The sequence below is a fragment of the Streptomyces sp. NPDC008121 genome (assembly GCF_042957155.1).
GTDB lineage: Bacteria > Actinomycetota > Actinomycetes > Streptomycetales > Streptomycetaceae > Streptomyces.
The window spans coordinates 198,219-218,299 of the sequence record NZ_JBIBHT010000008.1 but is presented as its reverse complement, the minus strand read 5'-3'; the positions used below and the strand labels follow the sequence as shown (position 1 = coordinate 218,299).

The window sequence follows — 20,081 nt, the reverse complement described above, 5'->3', positions numbered from 1 at the left end:
GTGGCGTCAGGATCGCGTGCATCAGTACGACTTGGGGAGACCCAGGGACTGGTGGGACACGTAGTTCAGGATCATTTCCCGGCTGACGGGGGCGATCCGGGCCACGCGGGCCGCGGTGACGAGCTGGGCGAGGCCGAACTCGCGGGTGAGGCCGTTGCCGCCGAGGGTGTGGACGGCCTGGTCGACAGCCTTCACACAGGCCTCGCCGGCCGCGTACTTCGCCATGTTGGCGGCCTCGCCGGCCCCGATGTCGTCGCCCGCGTCGTACAGGACGGCGGCCTTCCGCATCATCAGCCGGGCCAGCTCCAGCTCGATGTGGGCCTGGGCGAGGGGGTGGGCGATGGCCTGGTGGGCGCCGATCGGCGCCTTCCAGACCTGGCGCTCCTTGGCGTAGGCGACCGCCTGGTCGAGGGCGTAGCGGCCCATGCCGATGGCGAAGGCGGCGGTCATGATCCGTTCGGGGTTGAGTCCGGCGAAGAGCTGGAGCAGGCCCGCGTCCTCGTCGCCCACGAGCGCGTCGGCGGGGAGGCGGACGTCGTCCAGGGTCAGCTCGAACTGCTTCTCCTGGGCGGCGAGCTCCATCTCGATGACCTGGCGGCCGAAGCCGGGCGCGTCGCGCGGCACGATGAAGAGGCAGGGCTTGAGATTGCCGGTGCGGGCGTCGGAGGTGCGGCTCACGACGAGGGTGGCGTCGGCGATGTCGACGCCGGAGACGAAGACCTTGCGGCCGTTGAGGGTCCAGCCGTCCTCGGTGCGGGTGGCGGTGGTGGTGATGCGGTGGGAGTTGGACCCGGCGTCGGGCTCGGTGATGCCGAAGGCCATCGTGCGGCTGCCGTCGGCGAGGCCCGGCAGCCAGGCGCCCTTCTGCTCCTCGGTGCCGAACCGGGCGATGACCGTGCCGCAGATCGCCGGGGACACGATCATCATCAGGAGGGGCGCGCCGGCCGCGCCCGCCTCCTCCAGGACGATGGAGAGTTCGGCGATGCCGCCGCCCCCGCCGCCGTACTCCTCGGGCAGGTTCACCCCGAGATAACCGAGCTTCCCGGCCTCGGCCCACAACGCGGCCCGGTCGAAGCCGCGGCCGTGGCGGTGGCCCAGCGCGGAGACGGCGGAGCGCAGGGCGGTGTGCTCGGGGGGTTCGATGACGGTGCTCATACGGTCTGTTCCTCCTGTGCTTCGGTCTGTACGGAGTCCTGTACGACGGCGAGCAGGGCACCGACCTCGACCTGGCGGCCGGGGGCGGCGTGGAGCGCGGTGAGCGTGCCGGAGGCGGGGGCGGTGACGCGGTGCTCCATCTTCATGGCCTCCAGCCAGAGGAGCGGCTGACCGGCGGTGACCCGGTCGCCGACGGTGAGGCCGTCCGCGACCCGGACGACGGTGCCGGGCATGGGTGCGAGCAGCGAGCCGGGCGCGGTCTGCTCGCGGGGGTCGGGGAAGCGGGGGCGCGCGGTGAGCCGGTGAGGTCCGACGTGGACGGTGTCGCCGTACCGGGCGACGTCGAAGTCCCGGACGACTCCGCCGATGTCGAGCCGCACCCGGTGCGGGGTGGCGTGGACCGCGCGGACCCCCTCGGGGGCGGTGACCGTGTGGCCGCCGTCCCGGGTGGGCCGGTAGCGCACCTCGTGCGGGCCGTAGGTCCGGCTCTGGTCCTGGGCGCGGACGTTGCGCCAGCCGCCGCCGAACCGGCCGGGGCGGGCGGCCGCCTCGGCGAGCGCGGCGGCGACGGCGGCGTACGCCTCCCCGGGCGGGGCCTGGGTGAGGGCGTCGAGGTTCCGTTCGTAGAAGCCGGTGTCGAGCCGTTCCGGCGCCTGGAAGTCGGGGTGCCGCAGGGAGGCGGCGAGCAGGCCCCGGTTGGTGACGGGCCCGTGCACCCGGGCCGTCTCCAGGGCGTGCGCGAGTCGGCGGACGGCCTCGGCGCGGGTGGGGGCGTGGACGACGACCTTGGCGAGCATGGCGTCGTAGTGCACGCCGATGGTGTCGCCCGGGGCGTAGCCGGTGTCGACGCGCGTGCCCGGGGGGAACGCGAGCGCGTGCAGCGTGCCGGTCTGCGGGGTCCAGCCCGCCGCCGGGTCCTCGGCGTACAGCCGGGCCTCGATCGCGTGGCCGCGCGCGGGCGGGGCGTCTCCCGGGAGCGGGGCGCCCTCGGCGACGGCGATCTGGAGGGCGACGAGGTCGACGCCGTGGACCTCCTCCGTCACCGGGTGCTCCACCTGGAGGCGGGTGTTCATCTCCAGGAAGTGCGCCCGGCCGTCCGCGACCAGGAACTCGACCGTTCCCGCGCCCACATAGCCGACGGCCTTCGCCGCCCGGGCGGCCGTCTCCACCAGCGAGGCCTCCAGCGCCGGCGGCAGACCGGGCGCCGGGGCCTCCTCGACGACCTTCTGGTGCCGGCGCTGCAGGGAGCAGTCGCGGGTCCCCAGGGTCCACACCGTGCCGTGCGTGTCGGCGAGGACCTGCACCTCGACGTGGCGGCCGTTCTCGACGTACGGCTCGACGAACACCTCGCCGTCGCCGAACGCGCTCGCCGCCTCGGCCGACGCGGCGGCCAGCGCGCCGGGCAGGTCGGCGAGGTCGCGGACGATCCGCATGCCCCGGCCGCCGCCGCCCGCCGCCGCCTTGACCAGGACCGGGAGGTCGGCCCCGGTGACGTCGTCGGCGGAGAGCGGGGCGATGCCGAGGAGCTCCTTCGCCCGGGTCTTCGACGCCATCGACTCGATCGCGGCCGGCGGGGGCCCGATCCAGACCAGGCCCGCGTCGAGGACCGCCCGCGCGAAGTCCGCGTTCTCCGACAGGAAGCCGTAGCCCGGGTGGACCGCGTCCGCGCCGGCCGCCAGCGCCGCCTTCACCACCAGGTCCCCGCGCAGATACGTCTCGGCGGGGGCCGCGCCGGGCAGCCGGACCGCCGCGTCGGCCTCGCGGACGTGCAGCGCACCGGCGTCGGCGTCGGAGTACACCGCGACCGTCGCGATGCCCAGCTCCCGGCAGGTACGGAACACCCGGCAGGCGATCTCGCCCCGGTTCGCGACCAGTACCGACTGAATCATCGAAGCCTCACATTCGGAAGACGCCGAAGCCGCCGCGGGCGCCCTCGACCGGTGCCGTGTGGATCGCGGACAGGCACAGCCCGAGGACCGTGCGGGTGTCGCGGGGGTCGATGACGCCGTCGTCGTACAGCCGCCCGGACAGGAACATCGGCAGCGACTCCGACTCGATCTGCGCCTCGACCATCGCGCGCAGACCGGCGTCGGCCTCGTCGTCGTACGGCTGTCCCTTGGCGGCGGCCGAGGCGCGGGCGACGATCGAGAGGACGCCGGCGAGCTGCTGCGGGCCCATGACGGCCGATTTGGCGCTCGGCCAGGCGAAGAGGAACCGCGGGTCGTACGCCCTGCCGCACATGCCGTAGTGGCCGGCGCCGTAGGAGGCGCCCATCAGCACGGACAGGTGCGGGACCTTCGAGTTCGCCACCGCGTTGATCATCATCGCGCCGTGCTTGATGATGCCGCCCTGCTCGTACTCCTTGCCGACCATGTAGCCGGTGGTGTTGTGGAGGAAGACCAGCGGGATGTCCCGCTGGTTCGCCAACTGGATGAACTGCGCGGCCTTCTGCGACTCGGCGGAGAACAGGACGCCCCGGGCGTTGGCGAGGATGCCCACCGGATAGCCGTGCAGGGACGCCCAGCCGGTCACCAGGCTCTGTCCGTAGAGCGGCTTGAACTCGTCGAAGTCGGAGCCGTCCACGATCCGGGCGATCACCTCGCGCGGGTCGAACGGCGTCTTCAGGTCCCCCGGCACGATCCCCAGCAGCTCGTCCGTGTCGTACGCCGGGGGCTCGGCGAGGGACGGATCGGGGTGCGCCTTGCGGTGGTTGAGGCGGGCGACGATCCGGCGCGCCTGGCGCAGCGCGTCCGCCTCGTCCACGGCGTAGTGGTCGGCGAGCCCCGACGTCCGGGCGTGCATCTCGGCGCCGCCGAGCGACTCGTCGTCGCTCTCCTCCCCCGTCGCCATCTTCACCAGCGGCGGACCGCCGAGGAAGACCTTCGACCGCTCCTTGATCATCACGGTGTGGTCGGACATGCCGGGGACGTACGCGCCGCCGGCCGTCGAGTTGCCGAAGACGACCGCGAGGGTGGGGATCCCGGCGGCCGACAGCCGGGTGATGTCCCGGAACAGCGCCCCGCCCGGGATGAAGATCTCCTTCTGGGAGGGCAGGTCCGCGCCGCCGGACTCGACGAGCGCGATGCACGGCAGCCGGTTGGCGTACGCGATCTCGTTGGCGCGCAGGGCCTTCTTCAGCGTCCACGGGTTGGAGGCCCCGCCGCGCACGGTGGGGTCGTTGGCGGTGATCAGGCACTCGACGCCCTCGACGACGCCGATGCCGGTGACGATCGAGGCGCCCACCGGATAGTCGCTGCCCCAGGCGGCGAGCGGCGACAGCTCCAGGAAGGGCGTGTCGGGGTCGACCAGCAGCTCGATCCGCTCGCGGGCGAGCATCTTGCCGCGCCGGCGGTGCCGTTGGACGTACTTCTCGCCGCCGCCCGCAAGCGCCGTGGCGTGCGCGGCGTCGAGGGCGGCCAGCTTGTCGAGCATGGCGGCGCGGTGGGCGGCGTAGTCGGATCCGTCCGTGTCGAGGGCGGAGGCGAGGACGGTCACAGCAGTTCCTCCGGGATGTCGAGGGCGCGGGCGCGGAGCCATTCGCCGAGGGCCTTGGCCTGGGGGTCGAAGCGGGCCTGGGAGGCGACGCCTTCGCCGAGGAGGCCGGTGACGACGAAGTTCACCGCGCGCAGGTTCGGCAGGTCGTGGCGGACGACGCGGAGCCCGGCGGTCTCCGGCAGCAGCGCACGAAACCGCTCGACGGTCAGGGTGTGGGCCAGCCAGCGCCAGGCCGCGTCGGTCCGCACCCACACCCCGACGTTGGCGTCGCCGCCCTTGTCGCCGCTGCGGGCTCCGGCGACGAGCCCTAGCGGGGCGCGCCGCACCGGTCCCGGCGGCAGCGGCTCGGGGAGCGGCGGCGCGGGCAGCGGCTCCAGCTCCCGGGTCCGCGCGGGTACGGGGAGGGCGAGCCGGGTCCCGTCGGGCAGGACGGCGGTGTGCGGGACGTCGACGGCGGGCACGTGGGCGGCCTCGAAGACGCCGTAGGGGGCGCCCTTGCCGGGCGGGGCGGTGACGTGGAAGCCGGGGTAGCTGGCGAGGGCGAGTTCGATGGCGGCGCCGGTGAGGGCGCGGCCGACCGGTTCGGGCGCGGGGTCCCGTGCGACGAGGCGGAGGAGGGCGCTCGCGGTCTCCTCGGTGGCGGCGTCGGGCCGGTCGGTGCGGGCGAGTTCCCAGCGGAGTTCGGCGGGCCGGGAGCCGGCGCGGTCGAGCGCGTCGTCGATCTGGTCCCGGACGAGGCGCGCCTTGGCGTCGATGTCGAGGCCGGTGAGGACGAAGACGACCTCGTTGCGGAAGCCGCCGAGGCGGGTGAGTCCGGTCTTGAGGGTGGGGGGCGGGGCCTCTCCGCGCACGCCGTCGATCGCGACCCGGTCGGGGCCCGCCTGGGTGAGCCGTACGGTGTCGAGGCGGGCGGTCGCGTCGGGTCCGGCGTAGCGGGCGCCGGAGGTCTCGTAAAGGAGCTGGGCAGTGACGGTGCCGATGTCGACGACGCCGCCGGTGCCGGGGTGCTTGGTGATGACGGAGCTGCCGTCGGCGTGGATCTCGGCGAGGGGGAAGCCGGGGCGGCGGACGTCGTGGCCGGCTTGCGCGAAGAAGGCGTAGTTGCCGCCGGTGGCCTGGGTGCCGCACTCCAGGACGTGTCCGGCGACGACGGCGCCCGCCAGCCTGTCGTGCCACCCGGGATCGTCCGGGCTCCAGCCGAACCGCCACTGGGCGGGGCCGGTGACGAGGGCGGCGTCGGTGACCCGGCCGGTGACGACGACGTCCGCGCCGGCCTCCAGGCAGGCGGCGATGCCCGCGCCGCCGAGGTAGGCGTTGGCGGTGAGGGCGCCGTCCGGGGGCGGGAGGAGGTCGCCTTCGACGTGGGCGATCCGGGCGGGGACGCCGAGGCGGGCGGCCAGGGCGCGCAGGGCGTCGGCGAGCCCTGCGGGGTGGAGGCCGCCGGCATTGGCGACGATCCGCACCCCGCGCTCGTGGGCGAGGCCGAGGCCCTCCTCCATCTGGCGCAGGAAGGTTTTGGCATAGCCGGAGGACGGGTCCTTGAGCCGGTCGCGGCCGAGGATGAGGAGGGTGAGTTCGGCGAGGTAGTCGCCGGTGAGGACGTCGAGTTCGCCGCCGGTGAGCATCTCGCGGACGGCGTCGAAGCGGTCGCCGTAGAAGCCGGAGGCGTTGCCGATCCGCAGGACGTCCATCAGGCGTCCCGGCGCGGGCGGCCGGGGCCCGCGGGGCCGGCGAAGGCCTGGGCGATGCGGAGCCACCGCTCGGCGTCGGCGCCCTCGGCGGTCAGGGCGGTGTCGTCGCGGTGGACCCGCTGGGTGACCAGGAGGCAGAAGTCGAGGGCGGGCCCGGTGATCCGCTGGGTGGCGTCCGGCGGGCCGTAGACCCACTCCTCGCCGTCGGGGGAGGTCAGTTCGACCCGGAACGGCTCGGCCGGCGCCGGGATGCCCCGCACCAGATAGGCGTAGTCGCGGGCCCTGAGGCCGATCCACGCCACGTGCCGCAGCCGGGCGGTCGGTTCGGGCACGACGCCGAGGGCGTCGGCGACGTCCCGGCCGTGCGCCCAGGTCTCCATGAGCCGCGCGGTTCCCATGGAGGTCGCGCTCATCGGCGGCCCGTACCAGGGGAACCGGGCGCCCGCCGGTGCGGCCCGCAGGGCCTCCTGGAGCCGTTCGCGCCCCTCGCGCCAGCGGTCGAGCAGCACGGCCGGCGGCAGCGCGGCGCCCTCGGCGGCCCCGTCGTCGACGAATCGGTCGGGCGCGGCCATCGCCTTCTCCGTCTCGGCGGCGAAGGCGTCGGGGTCGGTGACGGCGAGCAGGGCGGCCCGGTCGGTCCAGGCGAGATGGGCGATCTGATGGGCGACGGTCCAGCCGGGGGCGGGGGTGGGCGCGGCCCACCTCTCGTCGGCCGCCCCTCGGACGAGCCGGTCGACCTCCTCGCTCTCCTCACGCAGATCGTCGAGGACGACGGCGGGGTCGGACACGGTGCGCTCCCCTCGGGAAGGGTGGGACACGGGCGTGAACGGTGGGACACGGGCGTGCCGAGGAGCATGGCAGCGGGCAGAGAAACAATCAAGCATGCTTGCTTGGTTTATTCGTGTACAACCTTTGGAGCGGTCGGGCCGTCCAACTGTCGGTAAAGCGTGGGTGACGAGCGGGGGGACGGACGCATGAGGCGTGGTCCGATACGGACGGCGACGGCCATCGGGGCGGCGGCCCTGCTGCTGGGTTCGCTCACAGCGACGGCACGGGCCGCGGACGCGCCGGGCGGTGTCGACGTGAAGACGACCCTGACGACGGACGTCAAGGCCCTGGCCCCGGGACGGACGGTGATCGTCGCCGTCGGGGCCGACGTCGTGTCGGGGAGCCTGCCCGCACTGGGCGTGACGATCCCCCTGCCGCGCGGGGTCACGTACGTGGAATCCCTCAGCCACCCGGCGCGCTGCACGCCGACCCCGGACGGGCGCACCCTCGCCTGCCGGACCCGGGACTCCGAGCAGCAGGTCGGGGAGCAGGTGCGCCTGAAGCTCGGCAAGGACGTGCCGGCGGGCACCACGCTCGCCTTCACGGCCACCGCGGACCTCGGCGACGCGGTCGACACCAGGCCCGAGGACAACACCGCGACCGCGACGGTCGACGTCCGCACGGGCAATGACGTGGGCGTGGAGTGGAAGGCGCCGACCGGTTCCGTGCGGCCGGGCGAGAAGGTCCGGACCGAGCTGGTGGTGACCAACCACGGACCCGGACGGATCGAGAGCTTCGTCGTGCACCTGTCCCTCTACGGCGACTACGGCGACTACTGGCCGGGGGGTTACGACAAGGCGTGCTGGGCCGACCCCGGCTCCCTCGTCTGCGATCTGTACGACGGCCTGGCCCCGGGCGAGAGCTACGCCCTCCCCTTCACCTGGACCTTCCCGCAGAAGGCCGCGGGGACGACCTTCCGCGTCCCGGCCGGGCTCTACCCGGCCGACATCCTCGACCCCGAGACCGCCAACGACGGGGACGACCTGGTGCTCCGGATCGCGAAGGGGCCGAAGCCCACCCCGACCCCCACCCCGACGACCGGACCGCCGAGCCCGAAGCCCACCGCGACCCCGACGCCGACCGCGTCCACCACGGCCCCGGCCCCGTCCGCCACCCCGACGGGCGGCTCCGGTTCCGGTACCGGGGGCGAGCTGGCCGACACGGGCAGCGGGTCGACGGCCGCGGCCGCCGGCCTGGCCGGGGCGCTGATCCTCGCCGGAGGGCTCGCGTTGCTCGTGCGGCCCCGCAAGGTCAGCGGTCGGCCGCGCGCCTGACCTGGGTGCGGACCGCGCCCATGCTGGCCGCGATGACGAGCGCGATGGCCAGCGCGTCCGTCGGGGACAGCGCCTGACTCAGCACGAGGAAACCGGCGGTCGCCGCGATCGCCGGCTCCAGACTCATCAGGATCGCGAAGGTGGGCGCGGGCAGACGGCGCAGCGCCAGCAGTTCGAGGGTGTACGGCAGGACCGAGGAGAGCAGGGCGACGGCGAGGCCCAGGCCGATCGTCGACGGCACGAGGAGCCGGTCACCCGCCTCCACGATCCCGAGGGGCAGGCTGAGGACCGCGCCGAAGGCCATCGCGAGCGCGAGACCGTCCGCTTGCGGGAAGCGGCGGCCGGTACGGGCGCTGAAGACGATGTAGGTCGCCCACATCGCCCCGGCGGCGAGCGCGAACGCCGCGCCCACCGGATCGAGCCGGTCGAACCCGCCGCCCCCGAGCAGGACGACGCCGCCGAGAGCGAGCCCGGCCCACAGCAGGTTCACCAGCCGTCGGGAGGCCACCACGGACAGGACCAGCGGGCCGAGGACCTCCAGGGTGACGGCGGCGCCGAGCGGGATCCGGTCGGCCGCCTGGTAGAAGAGGACGTTCATGCCCGCCATGGCGGTGCCGAAGGCGACGACCGTGCCCCAGTCCGCGCGGCCGTAGCCGCGGACCTTCGGGCGGCAGACGACCAGAAGGACCACGGCGGCCAGGACCAGGCGCAGCGTGACCACACCGAGCGCGCCGGCCCGGGGCATCAGCAGGACCGCCAGGGCCGATCCGAACTGCACGGACAGACCGCCGGTGACGACCAGCGCCACGGGGCCGAGGCGGTTCGCGCGCCCGGTCCCCGCGGAGGCGGCCGCGGCCTCCGGCACGGAGACGGCGGCGATGTCCTTGACCGGGCTGTCCACCGGCTCACTCCCTTGCATGGTCCAACGCGCTGTACTTCCAGTCCAGGATAGTGCACTCGCCTCCCGGACTCCGACTGTCACCGTACGAACCCCCGCGCCGCACCGGAAATGCCGATTGGGCTGCGGTTATGCTCGAAGGACATGGGCATCGAGCTGCGTCATCTCCGCTCCTTCCTCGCCATCGCCGAAGAGGGCAACGTGACGAGGGCCGCCGCCCGGCTCCACCTCACCCAACCGGCCGTCTCCCGCACGCTCGCCGCCCTGGAACGCCACCTCGGCGTCCGCCTCGTCGACCGCTCCACCCACCACCTCTCCCTCACCGCCGAGGGCCGCGCCTTCCACGACCGGGCCGCCGCGGCCGTCGCCGCCTTCGACACCGCCCTCGACCCGGAGCGCCTGCGCCACCGGCCGCTGCGCCTCGGCCACGCCTGGGCGGCCTTCGGTCCGTACACCACCCCGCTGCTCCGGCGCTGGCAGCACGAACACCCCGAGACCCCGCTCGAACTCCTCCGCGTCGACGACCGCACGGCCGGTCTCGTACGCGGCGAGGTGGACGCGGCCCTGCTGCGCGGACCGGTGGACGCGCCGGGCCTCGCCACGGAGGAGCTGATCACGGAGACCCGGATCGCCGCCCTCCCGGCGGACAGCCCGCTGGCGGACCGGACGACGGTGCTCCTCGCGGACCTCGCGACCGAGACGGTCGTCCTCAACACCGTCTCCGGCACGACGACCCTCGACCTCTGGCCCGCCTCCCCCCGGCCGGCCGGCACGCTCACCGTCGCCAACACCGACGACTGGCTCACCGCGATCGCCGCGGGCCGGGGCGTCGGCGTCTCGGCCGCCTCCACCGCGGACATGCACCCGCACCCGGGCGTCGCCTACCGCCCCCTCACCGACGCGCCCGCCGTCCACACCGTCCTGGCCTGGCGCGACGCGGCCCCGCACCCGGCGACCGGGGCGCTGGTCGCCCTCGCCCGCGAGATCACCCGCACCTGAGCCCGCCACCGGGCCGCGAGCCCCGGGGCCGTACGCCCAGGACCGGCTCACCAGGCCGGAACGACCCTCCCTAGACCGGCACTTGGTCCACCGTCGCGAACGGCGCCCCGTGGCCCGGCACGATCACGTCCGACGCCGCCATGACCCGCAGGCGCGAGGTGCGCAGCACGTCGCGGTCCGGGGCCACCGGGTCGTCCGCCGGGCCGTCCGGGCGCCACCACAGGTCTCCGACGAAGGCCACCACCCCGTCCGCCGTGCCCGCGAGGAGGGTGATGTCCTCGGCGCTGTGGCCGGGGGTGCGGATCAGGCGCAGGGAGCCGGTGAGTTCGTGGCCCTCCGCGTCCCGGTCGGTCCACTGGTCGTCGAGGTACTCCGCCTTGTGGTCGTGGACGCGGGCCCGGCCGAAGAGGCCGACGTTCATGGTGTTGTCGGGGTGGTGGTGGCTGAGCACGACGTCGGTGATGTCGTCCGGTCCCAGGCCCAGTCCGGCGAGCGGACCGAGGATCCGGTCCCGGTGCGCCACCATGCCCGGATCGACGATCACGTGCCGGTCGCCGTCCCGGACGTACGACACGGTGGCGGCGACGCCGGGGCCGGTGGAGGTGGTGTAACCGGTGGTCAGAACGGTGTAGCGGGCGCTGGTGCCGAGCGGGTTCTCTGTCATGCCCCCTACTCTCGTCGGCCCCCCGGACCGCCACGAGTGGCCGTACTGCCACCGATCGCGGGATTCCTGCCACGAGGGGCGCACCGCGTGCCACACTCGCCGCATGAAGGTCGCCGCGTGAAGGTCGCCGCGTGAAGGTCGCCGCCTACGCCCCGCCGCGCGTCGGCATGCTCGCCGCCGGCCTCGTCGCCGAGGTGTTCGCCGCCCGGGCCCCGGGCCTGCCTCTCTTCGACTTCGCGCTCTGCGCCGAACGGCCCGGGCAGGTCCCCACCGACGTCGGGGTGCCGCTCGCCGTGACGCACGGCCTCGACCGGATCGCCTCCGCCGATCTCGTACTCGCCCTGCCCTGGGCCGACTTCCGCACCCCGCCGCCCGATGCCGTGCTCGACGCGCTGCGGGCCGCCCACGCGCGCGGCGCGCTGGTCGGGGCGCACTGCGTGGGGACGTTCGCGCTGGCCGCCGCGGGGCTGCTCGACGGCCTGCGGGCCACCACGCACTGGCGGTTCGCCGAACTCCTCGCCCGCCGCCACCCGTCGCTCACCGTCGAGCCGGACGCCCTCTACGTCGACGAGGGCCGGATCCTCACCGGCGCGGGGGCCGCCGCCGGATTCGACCTCTGCCTGCACCTGCTGCGCCGCGAGTACGGCGCCGCCGCCGCCAACGCCGTCGCCCGCGACCTCGTCCTGCCGCCGCACCGCGACGGCGGTCAGGCGCAGTACCTGGCCGCGCCCGTCCCCGAGGACGGCGAGGACGAGCGGCTTGCCGACGTGCTGGCCTGGGCCCGCGCGCACCTCCACGAGCCGCTGCCGGTGGCGGAGTTGGCCCGGCGCGCGCTGATGAGCCGCCGCTCCTTCGCCCGCCGCTTCACGGCCGCGACGGGCACCACCCCGCACGCGTGGGTGCTGGGCCTGCGGCTGGCGCGGGCCGAGGAGCTGCTGGAGACCACGGAGCTGCCGGTCGAGGAGATCGCCCGGCGCGTCGGCTACGGCAGCGCGGCGGTCCTGCGCGAACAGTTCGTCCGCCGCCGCGGCGTCCCGCCCCGCACCTACCGCCGTACGTTCAGCAGGATGGAGGCGGCCGGGCTCCCCGGCGGCGGCGCCTGAGCCGGCCGGCACGGCGGCGCGCGAGGCCCCGGAGCGGGCGGGCGAACGGGGTGTCGAGCAGGCGCGGGGGCACCCGGGCGCCGCGAGGCGGCGACGGACGCCCCGAGGGCGTGATTCGGCGGTCCCGGCCTGGTCGGGCCTCCCCCGCCCTGGGCTGGGCCCGTAAGGCCCCGGCCAACCGGGAAGGTCCGACCCCGGCCGGCTCAGGCCTCCCGGCCGTGGATCGCCTCCGCGAGGACCTCCGCCAGGTGCCGCCCCCGGCGCTCCGTCAGGTGCTCGATCTGCGTGCGGCAGGAGAAGCCGTCGGCGAGGACGACCGCCTCCTCGCCCGCCGCGCCGAGCGCGGGCAGGAGCTGGTCCTGCGCACAGGCCACCGACACGTCGTAGTGCCCGGGTTCAAAACCGAAGTTGCCCGCCAGGCCGCAGCAGCCGCCGCTCAGCGGGCCGCGCAGATCCGCGCGTTCCCGCAGCCGGCGCTCGGCCGCGTCGCCGAGGACGGCGTGCTGGTGGCAGTGCGTCTGCCCCACCGTCTCGCGGTCCAGGCGCGGCGGCCGCCACCCGGGCGCCAGCTCCTCCAGGCCCTGGGCGAAGGTCCGTACGGAGGAGGCCAGGCGGCGGGCCCGGGGGTCGTCGGGCAGGAGCTCCGGCAGATCGGTCGTCAGGGTGGCCGCGCAGGACGGTTCGAGGACCACGACCGGGCCCGTCGCGGCCTCCATGACGTCGAGCGTCCGGCGCATGACCGTGCGCGCCCGGTCGAGCTGGCCCGTGGAGACGTAGGTGAGCCCGCAGCACACCCGGCCCGGGGGCAGCCCGACGCGGACGCCCGCCGCCTCCAGGACCCGTACCGCCGCGCGGCCCACCTGGGGGGCGAGGTGGTTGGTGAAGGTGTCCGGCCACAACAGGGCGTCGGAGGGGGTCTCCAGGCGCGTGCCGAACCAGGAGACGAACGTCCGGGACGCGACGCGCGGGAAGGCGCGCTCCGGGGTGGTGCCGGCGAGACGGGCGGCGAAGGGCAGCGCGGCGCCGAGGTTCAGGGCCGGACCGAACCAGCGCAGCCACTGCGGAAGCCGGCCCATCGTGACGTGCGACCACGGCCGCCGCCTGCCCTCGTAGTGACGGTGGAGGAACTCCGCCTTGTACGCCGCCATGTCGATGCCCACCGGGCAGTCGCTCCGGCACCCCTTGCACGACAGGCACAGGTCGAGGGCCTCCAGGACCTCCTCCGAACGCCAGCCGTCCGTGACCACCTCGCCCAGGGCCATCTCGTGCAGCAGCCTCGCCCGGCCCCGGGTCGAGTGCCGCTCCTCCCCCGTCGCGCGGTACGACGGACACATCACGCCCGGCCCGGCGCTCGGCCCCGCCACCCGGCACTTGGCGACGCCGACGCACCGGACCGCCTCCGGGACGACCACCGGCAGCCCGGTGAAGCGCAGGTTCTCGTCCAGCCGGGTCGGCCGCACCAGCGTGCCCGGGTTCAGGCCGCCGTCCGGATCCCACAGGTCCTTGACCTCGCCGAAGAGGCGGACCAGACCGGGGCCGTACATCCTCGGCAGCAGTTCGGCCCGCGCCTGCCCGTCCCCGTGCTCCCCCGACAGCGAGCCGCCGTGCCCGACCACGAGGCCCGCCACCGCCTCCGAGAACTCCCGGAACCGCCCCACACCCCGCTCCGTCCACAGGTCGAAGTCGATGCGGACGTGCACACAGCCGTCACCGAAGTGCCCGTACGGCGTCCCGCGCAGCCCGTACTCCGCGAGCAGCGCCCGGAACGCGCGCAGATACGAGCCGAGGCGCGCGGGCGGCACCGCGCAGTCCTCCCACCCCGGCCAGGCCTCCGTCCCGTCGGGCATCCGGGTCGCCGTCCCTGCCGCGTCCTCGCGGATCCGCCACAGCGCCCGCCGGCCGGCCGGATCGGTCACCACCGCCGCGTCCAGGGCGTCCGCCGCCCGGACCAGCGCCCGCGCCGCCGGCTCGCCGTCCATCTCGACGAACAGCCACGCACCGCCGCGCGGCAGCCCCACCGCGCCCCGCACCAGATCGGCGGCCATCCCCTCCACCGTCAGCGGCCCGTGCGCGAGGAGCCCCACCGCCGCGTCGGCGGCCGCGCCCTCGTCCGGGTACCCGAGGACGGCGAGGACGGGCGAGGCCGGCGCCGCCACGAGCCGTACGGTCGCCTCCGTCAGCACCCCCAGCGTGCCCTCGCTCCCGCAGAACGACCGGGCCACGTCCGCGCCCCGCTCCGGCAGCAGGGCGTCCAGCGCGTAGCCGGAGATCCGGCGGGGCAGGCCGTCGGGGTACCCGGTCCGCAGCTCCGCCAGATGCCCGTCGACCAGCCTCCGCAGCCCGTCCGGCGCGCCCTGCCAGTCCCGGCCGGGGCGCAGCCGCGTCCCGCCGTAGGTGAGGACGTCGAGCCCCATGACGTTGTCGGCGGTGGTCCCCCAGGCGACCGAGTGCGCCCCGCACGCGTTGTTGCCGATCATGCCGCCGAGCGTGCAGCGGCTGTGCGTGGACGGGTCGGGTCCGAAGGTCAGCCCGTGCGGGCGGGCAGCCTCCCGCAGCCGGTCCAGGACGAGCCCGGGCTGGACGACGGCCGTCCGCGCCTCGGGGTCCAGGGAGAGCAGCGCCCGCATGTGGCGGGTGAAGTCGAGGACGACGCCGGTGCCGGTCGCCTGCCCGGCGATCGAGGTCCCGCCGCCGCGCGCCACCACCGGCACCGCGAACTCCCGGCACACCGACAGGGCCGCCGCCACGTCCGCCGCGTCACGCGGGGCGACCACGCCGAGCGGCACCCGGCGGTAGTTGGACGCGTCCATGGTCATCAGGGCCCGTGCGGTGGTCCCGAAGTCGACGTCCCCGGCCACGGCGGCGCGGAGCGCCTCTTCCAGTCCCTCGTGTCGCTCGTCTTCTCCCACCCGGCCAGGATGGCCCACCGGGCGCCCCCGCCGCCGTCCCGGCGACCGTCCCCGCGAGCCGCCGCGACCGTCCCCACCGGCGCCTTGGCGACGTCTCACCGGCGTCCCGGCGGCCGTCTCATCCGGCGGACATCGTCTGACGCGGCCCTTCCGACCGGATACGCTCCGTCTCGTGGCTGAGATCCGGATTCCCGCTGACATCAAGCCCGCCGACGGCCGTTTCGGCGCGGGCCCCTCCAAGGTGCGTACGGAGGCGCTGGACGCCCTGGCCGCCACCGGCACCTCCCTCCTCGGCACGTCCCACCGCCAGGCCCCGGTCAAGAACCTGGTCGGCGAGGTACGTGCCGGAGTGCGTGACCTCTTCTCGCTGCCCGAGGGCTACGAGGTGATCCTGGGCAACGGCGGCTCGACCGCCTTCTGGGACATCGCGACCCACGGGCTGATCGAGTCGAAGTCGCAGCACCTCACCTTCGGCGAGTTCTCCTCCAAGTTCGCGAAGGCCGCCAAGCTGGCCCCCTGGCTGGCCGAGCCGACCGTGATCTCCTCCGACCCGGGCACCCACCCGGAGCCGCGGGCCGAGGCGGGCGTCGACGTCTACGCGTACACCCACAACGAGACCTCCACCGGTGTCGCGGCCCCGGTCAAGCGGGTCGCGGGCGCCGACGAGGGCGCGCTCGTCCTGGTCGACGCGACCTCCGGCGCGGGCGGCCTGCCGGTCGACATCACCGAGTCGGACGTCTACTACTTCGCCCCGCAGAAGTCCTTCGCCGCCGACGGCGGCCTGTGGCTGGCGGCGTTCTCCCCGGCCGCCCTGGAGCGCGCGAAGAAGATCCACGAGTCCGGCCGCCACATCCCGGAGTTCTTCTCCCTCCCGACGGCGATCGACAACTCGCTGAAGAACCAGACGTACAACACCCCGGCCCTCTCGACCCTCTTCCTGCTGAACGAGCAGCTGAAGTGGATCAACGGCCAGGGTGGCCTCGACTGGGCCGTGGCCCGTACGAAGCAGTCGTCGCAGGCTCTGTACGGCTGGGCCGAGGAGTCCAAGTACGCGACGCCGTTCGTCACGGACCCGGCCAAGCGCTCGCAGGTCATCGGCACGATCGACTTCGCCGACGACATCGACGCGGCGGCGGTCGCCAAGGCGCTGCGCGCCAACGGCATCGTGGACACCGAGCCGTACCGCAAGCTGGGCCGCAACCAGCTGCGCGTGGCGATGTTCCCGGCGGTCGACCCAGCCGACGTGCAGGCCCTGACGGCGTGCGTCGACTATGTGATCGAGAAGCTGTAGTCGTACCGAAGCAACCGAAGACGACGACGAGGGCCCGGCGGTGTGTCACCGCCGGGCCCTCGCCGTACCCCGTCCCCCGTCGTCCCTCACCCGGTCCGCTCAGCCCGACTGGGCCTTCACGTGGTCGATCACCTCGTTGAACTCGACGGTCGGCGAGAACTCCACGACGTCGACGTCCTCCAGCGCCTCGGGCGCGTGCCCGGGACCCCAGTAGTAGGCCTGTCCCGCCTCGTAGGTCTCCTCGCCCGAGGCGGTCCGCATCCTGATCCGGCCCTTGAGCAGATAGCCCCAGTGGGGGCACTGGCAGAGGTCGTCTTCCAGCCCCTTGAGCGCCGGTCCCATGTCGGTGCCCTGGGGAAGGTGGATGAAGGCGACGGTCATGTCGCCTCCGGCCTCACGCATACGGAAGTCCAGTCCCCCGCCCTCCATGGCGACGGGGGTGTCCTCGCGAGTGAATCCGGTCATGGTTCCTCCACGCCTCTCACGACCGGCCCGGTCCCGGCGTCGGGTCCTCCGGTCTCCGACGACCGGTCTCCTTCCAGTCTCGACCCGGGGGCGCGCCGGGTCGACGCGGGCGCCTCGGCGGCTCTTCGCCGCCGGTCCTTCGGCGGTCGGCCCAGCCGTGGGCCGGGGGCGGTCAGCCCCGCCGCAGGAGGCGCTTTCCGCCGAGGACCAGGGCGGTGGCGAGACCGAGGACGATCACGCCCGTCGTGAAGTCGCCTTCCCCGCCCTCCTTGTCGTTCCCGGCGTTCCCGTCACCCCCGCCGCCCTTGCCGCCGTCCGACGGGGTCGACGGGCCCCCGGACGCCGAGGGGCTCCGGCCGCCGCCCGGCGCCTCCACCCGGACGACCCGGCTCTCCTTCCCCTCCGAGCCGAACATCAGCGCCGACCCGTCCTTCGTGTACGTGACCGACTCCGCCTGCCCCTGGAACGGCGCGCCCGCGGAGACGCCCTCCCCGGAGAGCCTGCCGTCCTTCCAGGCGTAGGCGCGGGCGGAGAAGTAGCCGCGCAGGACGAGCGTTCCGCCGTCCGGCGAGAAGGCGCCGTCCGTCACCCACGGCACCTCGCCGATCCGCCGGAAGACGTTCGTGCCGGACGACGAGAGCCGCTCGGGGCCGGCGTAGAGCCCGCCGCCGTCCTCGTGCTTGCTGGCGATGTAGACCCGGCCGGTCTTCGGATGGACCATCAGCGCCTCGGCGTTGCGGGCGCCGTCGGCGTACGTCACGTCGTACTGCCTCGCCCGCACGGTCTGGTCCTCGAGGACCTTCGGCTCCGGGAAGCGGTAGATCCACACGTGGTCCCAGGAGCCGTCCAGGTTGTCACCGATGTCGCCGACGTAGATGTCCCCGTCGGGGCCGACGGAGACGGCCTCCATGTCGCGGGGGGTGCCGACGCCCTTCATGGTGAGCGTGGCGACGATCTCGCCGGTACGCGAGTCGATGCCGTAGATCAGCGGCGCGTCCTGGTCGTTGTGCGTCCAGTAGATCCCCGGGTGGGCCCGGCTGGCGGCCAGGCCGCTGGACTCGGCGATCCGGGCGTCCTTGATGGTGAAGTCCCGGTCGGCCTCGGCGGCCCCGGCCGGGCCGGCCGCGGCGAGCAGGAGGAGGGCCGCGGCACCGGAGGCGTACAGGAGCGAGCGCATGGACCCAAGCGTGCCACGTGCGGCCGCGGAGCCGGCCCGGTGCCGTGTCCGGGATCACGTCGCAGGCCGTCGCCACCGTCGGTGATGATGGTGACCATGCGTTTCATGTTCGTCGGTGACAGTTGCACGATCGGCAGTGCCGGCGACTGCACATGGCGCTACCGGATGTGGCAGCACCTGGAGTCCGGCCCGGGCGGTCCGTACGAGATCGTCGGACCGCGCACCGAGCTGTACGACAAGGACGCCGGCGGGCCCCTCTCGCACGCCTACGCCGACCCGGCCTTCCCCGCCGCCGCCCGGCGCCATCTGGCGGGCTGGGGCGAGGGCTGGCTGCACATGGCGCCGCTGATCGGCGAGGCGGTGACCGCCACGCGGGCGGACGTCCTGCTGGTCTTCCTCGGCCTGATAGACCTCGGCTTCTACACGAACAGCGACCAGACGGCCGACAACGTCCGCGCCTTCGTCGCCGCCGCCCGCGCGGCGAACCCGCACGTCCGGGCCGTCCTGATGCCCGTCATCCCCAACGTCCGCGCCACATACGACGCGCCCTTCGCCGCCGAGTGCGCCCGCTTCAACGAGCTGCTCGCCAAGGCCGTCGCCGACCTGGACACGGCGGCCTCGCCGCTGCTGCTCGCCACCACCCCGGAGTCGTACGACCTCGGCACGGACACCTACGACGGCACCCACCCCGGCCCGACCGGCGAGCACAAGCTGGCGGGGGCCTTCGCGGACGCGATGCACCAGGCATGGGGGCTCGGCTCGCCGTACCGCCACGTCCACGGCCCCCGCGAGGCGACGGCCGCCGCGCTCTGAGCGGAGCCGTCCGACGGGCCGTGCGCCGGGCGTGCCGGGTTGTCAGTGGGCGGTCCAGCCACCGTCCACCGGCAGGACCGCACCGGTGAGATAGGACGCCGCCGGGCTCGCCAACAGCAGCGCGGCGCCGACGAGTTCGCCCGGTTCGGCCCAACGCCCCATCGGGACCTGGTGGTCGAGGAAGTCCCGGACGCGCGGGTCGTCGTCGACGCCCTCGTTCAACGGCGTGCGGAAGGGGCCAGGGGCCAGCGCGTTGACGCAGACGCCGGTGCCCGCGAGTTCGACCCCGAGGCTGCGAGTGAGCTGGACCACCGCGCCCTTGGCGGCCGCGTAGCCCGCGCGGCCCGCGCCGCCGACGAGCCCCAGAGCGCTGGCGAGGGTGACGATGCGGCCGTACCCGGCCCGGCGCATCGCGGGCACGACGGCCTGGCAGGCGAGGAACGTTCCGACGACGTTGACGTCCAGACAGCGCCGCAGCGTGGCGGCGTCGAGCGTGTCGAGGGCGCCCCGGGCCTGGATCCCGGCGCTGGTGACGAGCACGTCCAGGCGGCCGTACCGGCCGACGACGTGCCGGGCGAGGTCGTGGACCGATCCGTCCTCCGTCACGTCGCAGGAGACCCCCTCGGCCGTACCGCCGGTCCGCGCGGCGATGCCGGCCGCGGCCCGCGCGCACGCCTCCGGGCGCCGGCCTGCCACCACCACCGCGGCTCCGGCGGACGCCAGACCGAGCGCGATGGCCCGGCCGAGCCCGCTCGACCCCCCGGTGACCAGCGCCACCTGCCCGGTCAGATCCGTCCCCGGGCCGACCGGGCCCCCGGTCACCGTCCGACGGGGAGCAGGAGCCCGCCCGTGAGCCGGAGGAGTTCACCGGCGGTGGTGGGGAAGACCGTACGGGGAGTCCCGGCGGCGGCCCAGATCCGGGGGTGTTCGGTCAGGGCCGTGTCGACCACGGTGGGAAGCGTCCGGGGGTGACCGACCGGCGCCACGCCCCCGATCGCCTGCCCGGTGGCCTCGCGCACCTGTTCCGGGGTGGCGCGCCGGAGCCCGCCACGCCCCCACCGGGCGGCGAGGGCCGTGGTGTCCACCTGGTGCCGGCCGCTGGTCAGCACCAGGACGGGCTCGTCGTCGGAGAGGAAGACGAGGCTGTTGGCGATGGCGCCCACCTCGCACCCGAGAGCCGCGGCGGCCTCCGCGGCCGTGCGGGCGGACTCCGTCAGCTCGCGCACGCGGCCTTCGACGCCGGCCTCGGCGAGGGCGCGTGCCACCTCCCTGCTGCGCGCGGGGAGGGACGCGTGTTCCCGGGACTCCATGCCACTCCT

The 20,081-nt window shown here is 74.7% G+C and carries 17 protein-coding genes; 5 read left to right on the top strand and 12 right to left on the bottom strand.

All coding sequences use genetic code 11. The annotated features are described in order from the left end of the window. Positions 1–21: 21 nt before the first annotated feature. The 5 genes from ACFZBD_RS26045 to ACFZBD_RS26025 are packed head-to-tail and all read right to left on the bottom strand — an operon-like array spanning position 22 to position 7,129. Positions 22–1,155 (bottom strand): acyl-CoA dehydrogenase family protein, encoded by a 1,134-nt coding sequence (locus tag ACFZBD_RS26045; protein WP_391143833.1) that lies wholly within the window; start codon positions 1,153–1,155, stop codon positions 22–24. Further along, positions 1,152–3,044, bottom strand: coding sequence for a biotin carboxylase N-terminal domain-containing protein (locus ACFZBD_RS26040; RefSeq protein WP_391143830.1), 1,893 nt, complete (start codon positions 3,042–3,044; stop codon positions 1,152–1,154). The genes ACFZBD_RS26045 and ACFZBD_RS26040 overlap by 4 nt, the downstream gene beginning before the upstream one ends. Before the next feature lie 7 nt (positions 3,045–3,051). Then, positions 3,052–4,650 (bottom strand): carboxyl transferase domain-containing protein, encoded by a 1,599-nt coding sequence (locus tag ACFZBD_RS26035; RefSeq protein WP_391143829.1) that lies wholly within the window; start codon positions 4,648–4,650, stop codon positions 3,052–3,054. Beyond that, a complete protein-coding gene (locus tag ACFZBD_RS26030) occupies positions 4,647–6,341 on the bottom strand; it encodes an acyclic terpene utilization AtuA family protein (RefSeq protein WP_391143827.1) in 1,695 nt (564 codons plus the stop codon). The genes ACFZBD_RS26035 and ACFZBD_RS26030 overlap by 4 nt, the downstream gene beginning before the upstream one ends. After that, positions 6,341–7,129, bottom strand: coding sequence for a TIGR03084 family metal-binding protein (locus tag ACFZBD_RS26025; RefSeq protein WP_391143826.1), 789 nt, complete (start codon positions 7,127–7,129; stop codon positions 6,341–6,343). Before ACFZBD_RS26025 ends, ACFZBD_RS26030 begins: the two co-directional genes overlap by 1 nt. Positions 7,130–7,315: 186 nt before the next feature. Here ACFZBD_RS26025 and ACFZBD_RS26020 point away from each other — a divergent pair, with 186 nt between their 5' ends. Then, entirely contained in the window at positions 7,316–8,443 is a 1,128-nt protein-coding gene (locus ACFZBD_RS26020) for a hypothetical protein (protein ID WP_391143823.1), read from the top strand. On the opposite strand, the gene ACFZBD_RS26015 is transcribed toward ACFZBD_RS26020, so the two are convergent. Next, positions 8,421–9,362, bottom strand: coding sequence for an EamA family transporter (locus tag ACFZBD_RS26015; RefSeq protein ID WP_391143822.1), 942 nt, complete (start codon positions 9,360–9,362; stop codon positions 8,421–8,423). The two genes, ACFZBD_RS26020 and ACFZBD_RS26015, sit on opposite strands and share 23 nt — an antisense overlap. Positions 9,363–9,485: 123 nt before the next feature. Here ACFZBD_RS26015 and ACFZBD_RS26010 point away from each other — a divergent pair, with 123 nt between their 5' ends. Next, positions 9,486–10,340 carry a LysR substrate-binding domain-containing protein gene (locus ACFZBD_RS26010; protein WP_391143819.1) on the top strand — a complete coding sequence of 285 codons (855 nt, stop codon included), beginning with the start codon at positions 9,486–9,488 and terminating at the stop codon, positions 10,338–10,340. Positions 10,341–10,410: 70 nt separating this feature from the next. Here the strand turns inward: ACFZBD_RS26010 and ACFZBD_RS26005 are convergent, their stop codons facing one another. Next, a complete protein-coding gene (locus ACFZBD_RS26005; RefSeq protein WP_391143816.1) occupies positions 10,411–11,004 on the bottom strand; it encodes an MBL fold metallo-hydrolase in 594 nt (197 codons plus the stop codon). A 167-nt stretch (positions 11,005–11,171) separates the two neighbouring features. On the opposite strand from ACFZBD_RS26005, the gene ACFZBD_RS26000 reads away from it, so the two are divergent. Next, positions 11,172–12,107 (top strand): helix-turn-helix domain-containing protein, encoded by a 936-nt coding sequence (locus ACFZBD_RS26000; protein WP_391144381.1) that lies wholly within the window; start codon positions 11,172–11,174, stop codon positions 12,105–12,107. Between the two features lie 203 nt (positions 12,108–12,310). Here the strand turns inward: ACFZBD_RS26000 and ACFZBD_RS25995 are convergent, their stop codons facing one another. After that, complete coding sequence (locus ACFZBD_RS25995; protein WP_391143813.1) at positions 12,311–15,016, bottom strand: FAD-linked oxidase C-terminal domain-containing protein; 2,706 nt, start codon at positions 15,014–15,016, stop codon at positions 12,311–12,313. A gap of 172 nt (positions 15,017–15,188) precedes the next feature. Here ACFZBD_RS25995 and serC point away from each other — a divergent pair, with 172 nt between their 5' ends. After that, on the top strand, positions 15,189–16,307 hold the full coding sequence (gene serC / locus ACFZBD_RS25990; protein ID WP_391143810.1) for a phosphoserine transaminase: 1,119 nt from the start codon (positions 15,189–15,191) through the stop codon (positions 16,305–16,307). A gap of 99 nt (positions 16,308–16,406) precedes the next feature. Here the strand turns inward: serC and ACFZBD_RS25985 are convergent, their stop codons facing one another. Together ACFZBD_RS25985 and ACFZBD_RS25980 are read right to left on the bottom strand one after the other, a co-directional pair. Further along, entirely contained in the window at positions 16,407–16,772 is a 366-nt protein-coding gene (locus tag ACFZBD_RS25985) for a hypothetical protein (protein WP_391143808.1), read from the bottom strand. A 172-nt stretch (positions 16,773–16,944) separates the two neighbouring features. Continuing rightward, entirely contained in the window at positions 16,945–17,949 is a 1,005-nt protein-coding gene (locus tag ACFZBD_RS25980) for a WD40 repeat domain-containing protein (RefSeq protein ID WP_391143806.1), read from the bottom strand. A 96-nt stretch (positions 17,950–18,045) separates the two neighbouring features. Here ACFZBD_RS25980 and ACFZBD_RS25975 point away from each other — a divergent pair, with 96 nt between their 5' ends. Then, complete coding sequence (locus ACFZBD_RS25975) at positions 18,046–18,762, top strand: GDSL-type esterase/lipase family protein (protein ID WP_391143803.1); 717 nt, start codon at positions 18,046–18,048, stop codon at positions 18,760–18,762. A 42-nt stretch (positions 18,763–18,804) separates the two neighbouring features. On the opposite strand, the gene ACFZBD_RS25970 is transcribed toward ACFZBD_RS25975, so the two are convergent. Both ACFZBD_RS25970 and ACFZBD_RS25965 read right to left on the bottom strand, forming a co-directional pair. Further along, positions 18,805–19,584 carry an SDR family oxidoreductase gene (locus tag ACFZBD_RS25970; protein WP_391143800.1) on the bottom strand — a complete coding sequence of 260 codons (780 nt, stop codon included), beginning with the start codon at positions 19,582–19,584 and terminating at the stop codon, positions 18,805–18,807. Continuing rightward, entirely contained in the window at positions 19,581–20,072 is a 492-nt protein-coding gene (locus ACFZBD_RS25965; protein WP_391143798.1) for a YbaK/EbsC family protein, read from the bottom strand. Before ACFZBD_RS25965 ends, ACFZBD_RS25970 begins: the two co-directional genes overlap by 4 nt. Positions 20,073–20,081: the final 9 nt, after the last annotated feature.